11 protein-coding genes are annotated in these 12,966 nt (G+C 71.5%); 7 read left to right on the top strand and 4 right to left on the bottom strand.

The features are described from left to right. The first annotated feature begins 121 nt into the window (after positions 1-121). On the top strand, positions 122-1,594 hold the full coding sequence (locus tag FB554_RS14685; RefSeq protein WP_420809472.1) for a CCA tRNA nucleotidyltransferase: 1,473 nt from the start codon (positions 122-124) through the stop codon (positions 1,592-1,594). 35 nt (positions 1,595-1,629) lie between these two features. On the opposite strand, the gene FB554_RS14680 is transcribed toward FB554_RS14685, so the two are convergent. Next, the gene (locus FB554_RS14680) at positions 1,630-2,286 is read right to left on the bottom strand and encodes a TetR/AcrR family transcriptional regulator (protein ID WP_236022161.1); all 657 of its coding nucleotides are present in this window, start codon (positions 2,284-2,286) and stop codon (positions 1,630-1,632) included. 88 nt (positions 2,287-2,374) lie between these two features. On the opposite strand from FB554_RS14680, the gene FB554_RS14675 reads away from it, so the two are divergent. From FB554_RS14675 to FB554_RS14655, 5 genes are all read left to right on the top strand, one after another. Further along, positions 2,375-3,790, top strand: a complete 1,416-nt coding sequence (locus FB554_RS14675) for a flavin monoamine oxidase family protein (RefSeq protein WP_142007131.1) — start codon at positions 2,375-2,377, stop codon at positions 3,788-3,790. Continuing rightward, a complete protein-coding gene (locus FB554_RS14670; RefSeq protein WP_142007130.1) occupies positions 3,787-4,638 on the top strand; it encodes a universal stress protein in 852 nt (283 codons plus the stop codon). The genes FB554_RS14675 and FB554_RS14670 overlap by 4 nt, the downstream gene beginning before the upstream one ends. Continuing rightward, the gene (locus tag FB554_RS14665; RefSeq protein ID WP_142007129.1) at positions 4,635-6,170 is read left to right on the top strand and encodes an APC family permease; all 1,536 of its coding nucleotides are present in this window, start codon (positions 4,635-4,637) and stop codon (positions 6,168-6,170) included. The genes FB554_RS14670 and FB554_RS14665 overlap by 4 nt, the downstream gene beginning before the upstream one ends. A gap of 156 nt (positions 6,171-6,326) precedes the next feature. Continuing rightward, a complete protein-coding gene (locus tag FB554_RS14660) occupies positions 6,327-6,650 on the top strand; it encodes a DMT family transporter (protein ID WP_142007128.1) in 324 nt (107 codons plus the stop codon). Next, a complete protein-coding gene (locus tag FB554_RS14655) occupies positions 6,650-7,237 on the top strand; it encodes a TetR/AcrR family transcriptional regulator (protein WP_142007127.1) in 588 nt (195 codons plus the stop codon). The genes FB554_RS14660 and FB554_RS14655 overlap by 1 nt, the downstream gene beginning before the upstream one ends. A gap of 81 nt (positions 7,238-7,318) precedes the next feature. Here the strand turns inward: FB554_RS14655 and hchA are convergent, their stop codons facing one another. From hchA to FB554_RS14640, 3 genes are all read right to left on the bottom strand, one after another. After that, positions 7,319-8,191 (bottom strand): glyoxalase III HchA, encoded by an 873-nt coding sequence (gene hchA, locus FB554_RS14650; protein WP_142007126.1) that lies wholly within the window; start codon positions 8,189-8,191, stop codon positions 7,319-7,321. A gap of 271 nt (positions 8,192-8,462) precedes the next feature. After that, positions 8,463-9,554 carry an inositol-3-phosphate synthase gene (locus FB554_RS14645; protein WP_142007125.1) on the bottom strand — a complete coding sequence of 364 codons (1,092 nt, stop codon included), beginning with the start codon at positions 9,552-9,554 and terminating at the stop codon, positions 8,463-8,465. Positions 9,555-9,625: 71 nt separating this feature from the next. Then, positions 9,626-10,195, bottom strand: coding sequence for a PadR family transcriptional regulator (locus tag FB554_RS14640; protein ID WP_338070573.1), 570 nt, complete (start codon positions 10,193-10,195; stop codon positions 9,626-9,628). Positions 10,196-10,497: 302 nt separating this feature from the next. Here FB554_RS14640 and FB554_RS14635 point away from each other — a divergent pair, with 302 nt between their 5' ends. Next, positions 10,498-12,939 carry a transglycosylase domain-containing protein gene (locus FB554_RS14635; RefSeq protein ID WP_170206903.1) on the top strand — a complete coding sequence of 814 codons (2,442 nt, stop codon included), beginning with the start codon at positions 10,498-10,500 and terminating at the stop codon, positions 12,937-12,939. Positions 12,940-12,966: the final 27 nt, after the last annotated feature.

The raw sequence follows: 12,966 nt of genomic DNA, 5'->3' as shown, positions 1-12,966 counted from the left end.
CCAGCGACCCTGGCAGAACAAGTCGAGTCGGCCACACTTCTGGGGGAAGCCGTGCGGTGGCTGCGCCGGCCGAGGGCGTACGTCGGTGGTCGGGCGGTCGCCTACCCTGTCCGTCGTGTCTGTGCCGCCGGTCGTCGAGCTGTTGCAGCAGGCGACCCGCCAGCTCGCCCCTCACCTTCCCGTGCTCACCGAGCTCGGCGAGCGGTTCGGCGCGGCCGGCCACGAGATCGCCCTGGTCGGTGGGCCGGTGCGCGACGCGCTGATCGGGCGGGACAGCTCCGACCTGGACCTGACGACCGACGCGCGGCCCGAGCAGATCGAGCCGATCCTGGCCGACTGGGCGGACACCACCTGGGACGTCGGCCGCGACTTCGGCACGATCGGCGCCCGCCGCCGCGACGTGGTCGTGGAGGTCACGACCTACCGGGCCGACGCCTACGCCGCCGACTCGCGCAAGCCGGTCGTCGCGTTCGGCGACAACCTCGACGAGGACCTGGTGCGGCGCGACTTCACCATCAACGCGATGGCGATGCGGCTGCCCGACCTGACGTTCGTCGACCCGCACGGCGGCCTCGCCGACCTGGCCGCCCGCCGCCTGATGACGCCGTCGGCGCCGGAGATCTCCTTCTCCGACGACCCGTTGCGGATGCTGCGGGCGGCGCGGTTCGCGGCGCAGCTGGGCTTCGAGGTCGCGGAGCCGGTGCGCGCGGCGATGACCGCGATGGCCGAGCGCATCGAGATCGTCTCGGCCGAGCGGGTGCGCGACGAGCTGGTGAAGCTGCTGCTGGCCCCGCAGCCGCGGGACGGCCTCACCCTGCTGGTCGACACCGGCCTCGCCGAGCAGGTGCTGCCCGAGCTGCCGGCGCTGCGGCTCGAGGTCGACGAGCACCACCGGCACAAGGACGTCTATCAGCACTCGCTCACCGTGCTGGAGCAGGCGATGGCGCTCGAGGGGCCGCGCACGGTGCCCGACCTGGGTGAGGTGGAGCCGGTCCACGGACCCGACCTGGTGCTGCGCCTCGCGGCGCTGCTGCACGACATCGGCAAGCCGGCGACCCGCAGGTTCGAGAAGAACGGCGGCGTCTCCTTCCACCACCACGAGATGGTCGGCGCCAAGCTCACCCGCGCCCGGCTGCGCGCGCTGCGGTTCGACAAGGAGACGATCAAGGCCGTCTCCCGCCTGGTCGAGCTGCACCTGCGCTTCCACGGCTACGGCGGCGGTGAGTGGACCGACTCCGCCGTGCGCCGCTACGTCACCGACGCGGGGCCGCTGCTGTCCCGCCTGCACCTGCTCACCCGGTCCGACTCGACCACGCGCAACCGCAAGAAGGCCGAGCGGCTGGCGCGGACGTACGACGACCTCGAGCGGCGCATCGCCGAGCTGGTCGCCGCGGAGGAGCTGGGCAAGGTGCGGCCGGAGCTGGACGGCAACCAGATCGGCGAGGTGCTCGGGATCCCGCCGGGGCCGGTGCTGGGCCGCGCCTACAAGCACCTGCTGCAGGTGCGCCTCGACGAGGGTCCGATCGGCGAGGCGGCCGCCCGCGAGCGGTTGCTGGAGTGGTGGGCGCAGCAGCCGGAGTCCTCGGCGGGCTGAGCCGCGGCCCGTACGTCCGTGGCGGCCGAGCGAGCTCAGGCCGGGACCAGCGCGAGGAGCGCGCCGAGGCCCAGCTCGAAGGCCTCCTCGGCCGGGTCGTCGGTGGCGGCGTGCTGGGCGGCGACGGCGGCGGTGAACTGCGGGTGCGACCGGTCGGCCGACCCGGCCTCGAAGATGTCGGCCGGGGCGCCGACGTCGAGCGCGGACCCGTAGATGAACGACTCGAACGCCACGATCACGGGCACGACCTGCTCCGGGGGCACCCCGCCGGCGGCCAGCGCGGCGGCGACGGCCTCGTAGCGGTCGAGCGTGCGCGGGGCGTCGGTCACCGGCAGCACCGAGATGTGCTGGATGACCTGCGGGTGCGCGGCGAAGACGTCGCGATAGCTGCGCGCCCAGTCGGCGACCGCCGCGCGCAGCGGTTGATCGTCGAAGGCCGACACGTCGACCTGCTCCATCAGCGCGTCCTGCACCAGCCGCAGCAGGTCGTGCTTGCCGCGCACGTGGTTGTACAGCGCGGACGGCGCCACCCCGAGGTCGGCGGCCAGCGCCTTCATCGTCATCGCGGCGTAGCCGGCGGCGTCGATCTGCCGCAGCGCGGCCTGCCCGATGGCCGCCCGGGTCAGCACCGCCGAGGTCGGTCGTCCCTGTCGCCGCCGCGTGCCGCTGCGCTGCACGGTGATCCCCCTCACGTCCCACGATATGAACGAGGTTCATTTTAGGCGGCCGAGGCGCTACCGTAAATGAATCGGATTCATTTATTCGCAGGAGGACCGTCCGATGCGCCAGCTGGACCGAGACGTCGTCATCGTGGGAGCGGGCCCGACCGGCCTGACCGCGGCGCACGAGCTGACCAAGGCAGGCCGCAGCGTGGCCGTGCTCGAGGCGCGCGACCGGGTGGGCGGGCGCACCTGGACCGGCGAGGTCGACGGCGCGACGCTGGAGATCGGCGGCCAGTGGATCAGCCCCGACCAGACCGCGCTGTACGCCCTCCTCGACGAGCTCGGCATCGACACCTACGCCCGCCACCGCGAGGGCAGCTCGGTCTTCGTCGACCACGACGGCAACCGCCGGGTCTACGACGGCGAGGACTTCCCGGTCGGCGAGGAGACCGTGCGCCAGATCCACCGCCTGGTCGAGGTGATGGACCGCTACGCCGCCGAGATCGACCCCGACCTGCCGTGGGCCCACCCGGAGGCCAAGCAGCTCGACACGATCTCCTTCCACCACTGGCTGCGCGAGCAGGTCGACGACCCGGTGGCGGTCGACTGCGTCGGCCTGTTCATCGCCGGCGGCATGCTCACCAAGCCGGCCACGTCGTTCTCGGCGCTGCAGGCGCTGCTGATGGCCGCCTCGGCCGGGTCGTTCTCGCACCTGGTCGACGAGGACTTCATCCTCGACCGGCGCGTCGTCGGCACCATGCAGGGCGTCTCGCAGGCGCTCGCCGCCCGCCTCGGCGACGACGTCGTCTTCCTCGACAACCCCGTGCTCCGGCTGGAGTGGACCGCCGAGGGCGTCGTCGCGCACGGAGCCGACGTGGTCGTACGCGCTCGCCGGGCGATCCTCGCCGTGCCGCCGAACCTCTACGGCCGGGTGAGCTACGAGCCGGCGCTGCCGCGCACCCAGCTGGTCGCGCACCAGCACCAGTCGATGGGCCTGGTGATCAAGGTGCACGCGGTCTACGACCGGCCGTTCTGGCGCGAGGCGGGCCTGTCGGGCACGGCGTTCTCGCCGACCTCGACGGTCCAGGAGGTCTACGACAACACCTTCCACGAGGACGCCCGCGGCACGCTCGTGGGCTTCGTGTCCGACGAGAAGGCCGACGCGGTCTGGGCGCTGGACGAGGACGCCCGGCGCAAGGTCATCCTCGACGACCTGGCGCTGTTCCTCGGCGACGAGGCGCGCGAGCCGCAGGTGTTCTACCTGTCGGACTTCGGGTCCGAGGAGTGGACGCGCGGCGCCTATGCCACGAGCTTCGACCTCGGTGGGCTGCACCGCTTCGGGCCCAGCCAGCACGACCCGGTCGGCCCGATCTTCTTCGCCTCCTCCGACCTCGCCGGCGCGGGCTATCAGCACGTCGACGGCGCGGTGCGGATGGGCCGGCGCACGGCCGCCCGGATCGTCGCCGAGCTCGACGGGTCACCCCACGACCCGACGTACGACGGCGTCGCCTCCCCCTTCGAGGTCACCGCATGAGATACCTCGTCGGCTACACCGCCGACCGCGGTGGGCGCCGGGCGCTGCGGCTCGCGGGCGCGCTCGCGAGCGACCCGCCGGCGGAGGTGGTGATCGCCCAGGTCGAGCCGGCGCAGAACCCGTTCACCGCGGTCTATCCCGGCGCCGACACCCGCGGCTACGGCGAGATCCTCGACGCCACGCTGCACCGCTGGGGTCACGAGGCGCTCACCGAGCTGCCCGACACCGTCTCGGGCCGGCTCATCACGCGCGCGGCCGACAGCGAGGCGGAGGGCATCCTCGCGGCGGCCGCCGAGACCGGCGCCGACCTGATCGTCGTGGCGCCGCGCGACAGCGCGCTGCCCGGCACCCTCGGCCAGGTCGCCCGCGGGGTGCTCGACGCGAGCCCCGTGCCAGTGCTGCTGGCCGTCGATCAGGTGACCGAACCCGTTGCCCCGCAACGGGTCTCGGCGTTCATCGGCACTCGTCCGGGCGGCGCCGAGGTGGCCCGGGCGGCCGCCCTGCTCGCCCGGCGGCGCGACATCCCGCTGCGCATCGTGTCGATGCTCGAGGTCGACCGGCGCATCGGCGCCCCCGCGCAGCAGATCGACCGGGCGCGCGAGCAGATCGAGCAGATCACCCGCGAGCACACCGACGCCGCGGTCGAGATCGCGCACGGCCGCAGCAGCAACGAGGCCTTCGCCCGCGTCTCGTGGCGGCCCAGCGACCTCGCCGTGGTCGGCGCCCGTCGCTTCGACCAGCGCACCCGGCTGCGGCTCGGCACGGTCGCCCACCGCATCGTGCGGCAGTCGCCCGTGCCGGTGCTCGTCGTCCCACCCCCTGACCCGGCGAAGGGTGAGAAGCCATGAGCCACAACGCTGTTCACGAACGTACGGACCCTGAGCACCCGAGCGAGCACCCGGCCGACAAGGGTCTCGCGAAGGGCGCGGTCGGGGTGCTCGGCCTGGTCGTCATCGGCATCTCGACGATCGCGCCGGCCTACACCCTCACCGCCGCGCTCGGCCCGACCGTGGCCGAGGTCGGCACCCACCTGCCCGCGATCTTTCTCGCCGGGTTCGTGCCGATGCTGCTCGTGGCGCTGGGCTACCGCGAGCTGAACAACCGGATGCCCGACGCGGGCACGACCTTCACCTGGGCCACCCGCGCGTTCGGCCCGTGGGTCGGCTGGATGGGCGGCTGGGGTCTCATCGCCGCCACCGTCATCGTGCTGTCCAACCTGGCCGCCGTCGCGGTGGACTTCCTCTACCTGATGCTCGCGCAGGTCACCGGCAACGACGCCATCGCCGACCTGACCACCAACCTGTGGGTCAACATCCCGACGACGCTGGCGTTCCTCGCGCTCGCGGTCTGGGTGTCCTACCGCGGCGTGCAGACCACCATGACGGTGCAGTACGTCCTCGTCGCCTTCCAGGTGATCGTGCTCCTGGTCTTCGCCGTCGCCGGGTTCGTGCACCTCGCGCGCGGCAGCGCCTTCGACCCGACCCCGCCGCAGCTGGAGTGGTTCAACCCGTTCGGCGTCGGCGACCTCACGACCTTCACCGCCGGGGTGTCGCTGTCGATCTTCATCTTCTGGGGCTGGGACGTCACGCTCACGATGAACGAGGAGACCAAGGACCCCGCCCGCACGCCCGGCCGCGGCTCGACGCTGACGGTGCTGGTCGTCATGGCGCTCTACCTGCTCGTGGCCCTGTCGACCATCGCGTTCGCGGGCGTCGGCACCACCGGCCTCGGCGCCGGCAACCCGGAGAACCAGGAGTCGATCTTCGCCGTGCTGGCCGGGCCGGTGCTCGGGCCGCTGGCGTTCGTCATGTCGCTGGCGATCCTCACCTCGTCGGCGTCGTCGTTGCAGTCGACGATGGTCGGTCCGGCGCGCACGCTGCTGTCGATGGGGTTCTACCGCGCGTTGCCGGAGTCCTTCGGCCGGGTCAGCCCGCGCTTCAAGTCCCCCTCGGTCGCGACGTTCGTCTCCGGCACCGCCGCCGGCGTGTTCTACGTCGTCACCCGGCTGCTCTCGGAGAACGCGCTCTGGGACACCATCACCGCGCTCGGCATGATGGTCTGCTTCTACTACGGCATCACCGCCGTCGCGTGCGTGTGGTTCTTCCGCCGCGAGGCCCTGGAGTCGGTGCGCTCGTTCGTGCTGAAGCTGCTGTGCCCGCTCGTCGGCGGCGTGGTGCTGCTCGCGATGTTCCTCAAGACCGCGGTCGACTCGATGGACCCCTCCTACGGCTCGGGCTCCTCGATCGGCGGCGTCGGCATGGTGTTCGTGCTGGGTGTCTCGATCATCGGCATCGGCCTGCTGCTCATGGCCTACCAGGCGTGGCGGCGGCCGGAGTTCTTCCGCCGCGGCATCCCGGCGCCGGCCGCCGAGGGCCGCTGAGACCGCGTTTCAGCGCTCTGACCGGGTTGCAGCGGAGTCGTAGCGCTAGAACCGCGTTTCAGCCGGCGGCCCCGGCCGTCCGCCCCGCCAGTCCGCCACGTTGCCGCCCTCCTCAAAAGTGGTACGCTCGTACCAGAAACTAGAGGAGGGTACGTCATGGCATGGGTCATCCTGCTGGTGTCCGGAATGCTCGAGAGCGCGTGGGCGATCAGCCTTAAGGCGTCGGAGGGTTTCTCGAAGCTGTGGCCGAGCCTGACCTTCGTGGTCACCGCCGCGCTGAGCCTCGGGGGGCTCGCCTACGCGCTGCGGTCGCTGCCGGTCGGCAGTGCGTACGCCGTGTGGACCGGCACGGGCGCCGCGCTCACCGCGATCATCGGCATGGTCTGGCTGGGGGAGGGCACGTCGGCGATCAAGATCGTCTCGGTCGTGCTCATCGTGGCCGGCATCGTCGGCCTCAACCTCGCCGGCGGCGCCCACTGATGGCGACCCCGAAGGGCGAGCGCCGCCGGGCCGCGGTCGTGGCGGCCGCGGCCCGGCTGGTGCTGTCCGACGGCCCGGCGGCGCTCACCCACCGCCGCGTCGCCGAGGCGGCGCAGGTGCCGCTCGCGGCCACGACCTACTACTTCTCCGGCCGCGACGAGCTGCTCGCCGCGGCCGGGGAGCGCATCGTCGACTCGTGGGTGGTCGCGGCCGAGCGGGTGGCCAAGCGGGCGGTGGCCGAGGCGACGGGCGTGGGGGAGCCGGCGAGGGCGTACGGCGGGCTGGTGGACGACCTGATCACCGCGCTGCTCCCGCCCAAGGTGGGCGAGATCCGCGGTCACTACGAGCACCTCGTGGGTGCCGGGCGCGACCGGACGCTCGCGCGGGCCTACCGCGCAGGACGCGCACAGCTCGACGCCGCGACCGCGAAGATCCTTGCGGCACATGGTGTTTCGGCCCCGCCCGACCTGGTTCTCGCCGTGCTGGACGGCGCCGTCGTCATCGCGCTGAGCGAGGGCCGGCAGGTGCGCGCCTACGCGCGGGACACGCTGCTGCGCGCCCTGACCGCCCTCGACCCTGCCCGGTGAGTGGTCACTCGTGGTGGGTGGACGGGAGTCCTGACCGACCACGAATGACCACTCGACGAGCGGCGGGGGAGCGGTGTCTGCTCAGGCCGACTTCCCGTCCTTGACGTACGCCGTCAGCACGTCCGCGGACAGCTTGCCGAGGGCGTTGGCCGCGAGCGGGCTGTCGCCCGTGAGCAGGTTGCGGTCCTGGTGCACCGCGCCGGTCATCTCCTCGTTCGCGAGCTTCAGGCCCTTGGCGACCAGCGCCTCGCCCAGCAGCCACGGCATCGGACCGGGGATGTAGCCGATGTCGACGTTGGCGCCGGTGTCGAGCGCGTCGGGGAACGCGCAGGTGGTGTAGCCGGCGAACCGCGACGTGCCGTCGGCGTCGTTCGCCGCGAGCAGCGCGGCGGGACCGTGACACAGGGTGATGACGAAGCGGTCCTCGTCGAGCGCCCAGCCGAGCACCCGCCCCACGTCGGGGTTGTCGGCCAGGTCGATCATCGCGCCGTGCCCGCCGGGGACGAAGACGGCGAGGTAGTCGGAGTCGGGGCCGAGATCGTCGGCGACCTCGGCCAGGTTCTTCGGCTCGAGCACCTGCGGCAGCAGCTTGTCGTACGCCTGCTGCACGGCCTCGTCCTTCGCCGGCATCGCCCACAGCTCGAACTTCGCGAGGTTGCCCGAGGGGGTCGCGACGTCGATCTCGAACCCGGCGGCGTCCAGGTGCACCAGCGGCAGCAGCGTCTCGACCGGGTGGTTGCCGGTGGAGAACAGCGTGCCGTTCTTCATCTGCAGGTATCGCTCGTCGGTCTGGATCACCAGGATCCGCTTGCCGCTGCCCGCCACTGCGCCGTCGTGCTCGGTGCCGTCGAAGTCGGTCTGCGGCGGGACGTACTCGCCGAGGGAGAACTCGCTCGGGAAGAACGCGTTGTGCTCGGCCCGGTCAGGCACCGGCTGCTGGGAATCGGAAGACATGCGGACGCTCCTCGCATCGGGGGGTGGGCGTACGCCCGTGTCAACCCCGCGCCCGAGGCGGGCATTCCGCGGGGCTCGCCGGCCCGGCATCGTCGACGGTGGACTGACATGTTGTTCGGCCGCGTCTCCTCCTCCGGCCGCGCTCGCAGGCTCGCCCGGCCGGCATCGTCGACGGCGGACCAGAAATTACGACGGCGGACCACGTGTGATGTGGTCCGCCGTCGTGCGATGTGTGCCGCCGTCGTCGTACGTCAGCGGCGGCCGAGCCCGGTCAGCGGGGCTCGCTGCCGGCGATGAACGCCTCCAGCTTGGCCCGGCCGAGGCTGTCCTCGCGCTGCTCCGGCGGGGACTTCATCAGGTAGGACGAGGCCGACAGCAGCGGGCCGCCGATGCCGCGGTCCTTGGCGATCTTGGCCGCGCGGATCGCGTCGATGATGATGCCCGCGGAGTTGGGGGAGTCCCAGACCTCGAGCTTGTACTCCAGGTTCAGCGGCACGTCGCCGAACGCGCGACCCTCCAGGCGGACGTAGGCCCACTTGCGGTCGTCGAGCCACGCGACGTAGTCGGACGGGCCGATGTGCACGTTCTTGTCGTCGACCTTGCCGGCCAGCGACCCCTCGAGGTTGGAGGTGACCGCCTGGGTCTTGGAGACCTTCTTGGACTCCAGGCGCTCGCGCTCGAGCATGTTCTTGAAGTCCATGTTGCCGCCGACGTTGAGCTGGTAGGTGCGGTCCAGCGCGACGCCGCGGTCCTCGAACAGCTTGGCCATCACGCGGTGGGTGATGGTCGCGCCGACCTGCGACTTGATGTCGTCGCCGATGATCGGCACGCCCGCCTGCTCGAACTTCGCCGCCCACTCCGGGTCGGAGGCGATGAACACCGGCAGCGCGTTGACGAAGGCCACGCCCGCGTCGATCGCGCACTGGGCGTAGAACTTGTCGGCCTCCTCCGAGCCCACCGGCAGGTAGGACACGAGCACGTCGACCTCGGCGTCCTTCAGCGCCTGCACGACGTCGACCGGCTCGGCCGCCGACTCTTCGATGGTCAGGCGGTAGTACTTGCCCAGCCCGTCGAGGGTGTGACCGCGCTGCACCTCGACGCCGCTGGTCGGCACCTCGGTGATCTTGATGGTGTTGTTCTCGCTGGAGTTGATCGCCTCGGCGAGGTCCTTGCCGACCTTCTTGTCGTCGACGTCGAACGCGGCGACGAACTCCACGTCGCCGACGTGGTAGTCGCCGAGCTCGACGTGCATCAGACCGGGGACCGTCGACTGCGCGTCGGCGTCCTTGTAGTACTCGACTCCCTGCACGAGGCTGCTCGCACAGTTGCCGACGCCGACGATCGCGACGCGGACCTTACCCATGGTTTCTCCTTGGATTTTCTTGCAGGTCAATGGAACTCGGGGATGTCTGGTGGATGTACGCCCGCGCCGGCCTAGGGCGCCGCTGGCGCGGTGCGCTCGGTCTCGATGAGCTCGGTGAGCCACCGGACCTCGCGCTCGGTGGACTCCAGGCCGTGCCGCTGCAGCTCGGCGGTGTAGGCGTCGAGCCGCTCGCGCCGCTCCCGGCTCACCTGGCGCGCGGCGTCGAGCCGCTCCTCGAGGCGGGATCGCCGGCCCTCGAGGATGCGCAGCCGCACGTCGCGCGTGGCCCGCGCGAAGAAGGCGAAGTGCACGTCGAACGTGTCGTCCTCCCACGCCGCGGGGCCGGCCTGGTCGAGCAGGGTCTGGAACTGCTCCTTGCCCTCGGCCGTGAGCTCGTACGTGATCCGCGCCCGACGCCCGGCCGTCACCGGCCCGTCGGCGGACTCGGTGATCCACCCGCGCTCGCCCAGCGTGCGCAGGCACGGGTAGAGCGACCCGAACGACACGACGCGGAACGCGCCGAGCACCCCGGACAGCCGCTTGCGCAGCTCGTACCCGTGCATCGGCGACTCGTGCAGCAGCCCGAGGACCGCGAGCTCGAGCACGGCGGCGCGGCGGGAGGACCGGGCGGCAGCAGCCACGACGAGACCTCCTGGCGATGCGGCAATGACGGGCGGGACGGGGTGGGACTGACAAACTTCGTGTTTGTCAGGTGCACGGTAGCACGCCCGATGTATCGCGCCGATACATCCGGGGCAGCCCGCGCGCGCCGAGCCTTCGTTCCCGCCGCCGGGCGCGGACGACGCGAGGCGAGCCCGGGGGGACCTAGGCAGCTCACAGCGTCGGCGTGTCGGTCGTCCGGCGAATCCGGGTTAGTCTGGTATGTCGGCGCGCCCGTCGCGCGCCGACTTTCCTGTTGCCCACCCAGCCCGTGAGGACTTCCGTGGCGGATTCCGACGCACCCCGACGCTCCGACGACGCCGACGACACCCAGGCCGCCGTCGCGCCGGTCGAGCGACGCAGCGAACGGCGCGCCCGACGTACGTCCGCGGCCGGCGCAGGTGCTGGCGGCGGCAAGCCGCGTGGCCGGGGCAAGCAGCGCTCCCTGCTGTTCAAGGTGATCACCCGCAGCCTCGCCGCGCTCGCGGCGCTGTTCGTGGTGGGCGTCATCGCGCTGTTCGTGATCTACCAGCGCACCGAGATCCCCGAGCCCAACGCCGCGGCGCAGCGGCAGATCTCGGTCCTGTACTACGACGACGGCAAGACCGAGCTGGCGCGGTTCAACAACACGACCCGCGAGGACATCCCGATCTCGCAGGTGCCCCAGTCGGTGCGCTACGCCTTCCTGTCGGCCGAGGACCGCAGCTTCTACGACAACCAGGGTGTCTCGCCGACCGGCATCGTGCGGGCGCTGTGGACCAACCTCACCGGCGGGCAGACGGTGGGTGGCTCGACGATCACCCAGCAGTACGTCAAGAACTACTTCCTGACGGCCGACAAGACCATGACCCGCAAGCTCAAAGAGGTCATGATCTCGCTGAAGATCGACAACCAGACGCCCAAGGACGAGATCCTCCAGAACTACCTCAACACCATCTACTTCGGGCGCAACGCCTACGGCATCCAGGCGGCGTCGAAGGCGTACTTCAACAAGGACGCGAAGGACCTCACGGTCAGCGAGGGCGCGTTCCTCGCCTCCGTCGTGCAGGCGCCGAGCCGGCTCGACCCGGCGAACGGTCAGGACGCCAAGAACCGGGTCAACGCCCGCATGGTGTACGTCCTCGACGGCATGGTCAGCCAGGGCTGGCTGACCCAGGAGGAGCGCAACCGGCAGACGATGCCGACCTTCCAGGAGCGCAAGCGCCAGACGGTGCCCGGCCCCAACGGCTACATCCGCGACCTGGTCGAGACCGAGCTGAAGGGCCCGCTGGGCCTGACCCAGGAGGACATCGACCGGGGCGGTCTGCGGATCACCACGACGATCAGCCGCAAGGCCCAGACCGCCGCGGTGGACGCGGTGAACAAGCGGGTCCCCGAGACCGAGGCGACGAAGAACCTGCACGTCGGACTGGTCGCGCAGCGCCCCGGCGACGGCGCGGTGGTCGCGGTCTACGGCGGTCGCGACCCGGCCAAGGAGGCCAACAACGCGACCTACCAGCGGATGCAGGCCGCGTCGGGCTTCAAGGTCTTCGGGCTGCTCGGCGGGCTGCAGGACGGCATGACGCTGAACAAGACCTACTCCGGCCGCAGCCCGATGTACTTCAAGCAGTACGTCAGCGAGACCAACCCGCGCGGCCGCGTCGGCAACTTCGGCAACATCTCCTACGGCAACATCTCGCTGCAGCGGGCGACCGCGAACTCGGTCAACACCGTCTTCCTGCAGCTCAACGAGGACATCGGCCCGAGCCGCACCGCCCAGGTGGCCGAGCAGGCCGGCATCCCGAAGAGCTCGCTCGGCAAACCGACGCTGTCGAACATCCTCGGGACCGACTCGGTGCGGGTGGTCGACATGGCGACGGCGTACAACACCATCGCCGGCGAGGGCGTGAAGTCGACGCCGTACTACATCAAGAAGGTCACCTCGAGCACGAGCAGCTACACCTACGACGCCAAGCCCAAGACGACGCGGGTGTTCGACCGGGCCGTCGCGATGAACACCCGAGTCGCGCTGGAGGACGTCATCACCGAGGGGTCGGGTCGCCCGGGCACCCGTGGCCTCGGCCGCCCGGCGGCCGGCAAGACCGGAACGTCGAACAACAACATGGCCGTGTGGTTCAACGGGTTCACGCCCGACCTGACCGCGTCGGTCGGCATCTTCCAGTCCGCCGACGGCGGCAAGACGTACCAGCCGATGCGCAACATCGCGGGCATCCCGAACCTCACCGGTGGCACCTTCCCGACCGAGATCTGGACCGCGTTCATGCAGGGGGCGCTGCAGGGCGACCCGGCGACGAAGTTCCCGAAGGCTCCCGGGCTGACCAGCTCGTTCAGCCCGACGACCACCTCGCGCCCGACGCAGGAGCAGCCGGCTCCGGCGCCGCCGCCGGCATCCAGCGAGGCGCCCGCCCCGGCTCCTGAGCCGAGCCCCGAGCAGCCCTCGAGCAGCAGCGAGGCACCGGAGCCGAGCAGCAGCGAGGCTCCGGAGCCGTCGTCCTCGAGCGCGCCGCCGCCCTCGTCGACCCAGCCCCCGGAGCCCACGCAGCCCCCGGAGCCGACGCAGCCGCCCGAGCCGACGGCACCGCCGGAGCCCGAGCCCAGCCCGCCGCAGCCGGAGCCTGAGCCCCAGCCCGAGCCGGAGCCCTCGCGCCCGCCGCAGCCGACCTCGACCTTCGGCGGCGGCAACGGCAACGGGCCCTCGGCCTCGGCCCGACCTCAGCAGGACTAGCCCGGGCGTGCCGCAGCGGAGCCACCT

The sequence above is a fragment of the Barrientosiimonas humi genome, assembly GCF_006716095.1.
Taxonomy (GTDB): Bacteria; Actinomycetota; Actinomycetes; order Actinomycetales; family Dermatophilaceae; genus Barrientosiimonas; species Barrientosiimonas humi.
This window is presented reverse-complemented; position numbering and strand designations above follow the sequence as displayed.

Bases quoted from the DNA above. Each gene is read 5' to 3' on its own strand.
- FB554_RS14660 (WP_142007128.1), top strand. From the start codon at position 6,327: ATGGCATGGGTCATCCTGCTGGTGTCCGGAATGCTCGAGAGCGCGTGG.
- FB554_RS14675 (WP_142007131.1), top strand. From the start codon at position 2,375: ATGCGCCAGCTGGACCGAGACGTCGTCATCGTGGGAGCGGGCCCGACC.
- FB554_RS14670 (WP_142007130.1), top strand. From the start codon at position 3,787: ATGAGATACCTCGTCGGCTACACCGCCGACCGCGGTGGGCGCCGGGCG.
- FB554_RS14655 (WP_142007127.1), top strand. From the start codon at position 6,650: ATGGCGACCCCGAAGGGCGAGCGCCGCCGGGCCGCGGTCGTGGCGGCC.
- FB554_RS14665 (WP_142007129.1), top strand. From the start codon at position 4,635: ATGAGCCACAACGCTGTTCACGAACGTACGGACCCTGAGCACCCGAGC.
- FB554_RS14645 (WP_142007125.1), bottom strand. From the start codon at position 9,554: ATGGGTAAGGTCCGCGTCGCGATCGTCGGCGTCGGCAACTGTGCGAGC.
- hchA (WP_142007126.1), bottom strand. From the start codon at position 8,191: ATGTCTTCCGATTCCCAGCAGCCGGTGCCTGACCGGGCCGAGCACAAC.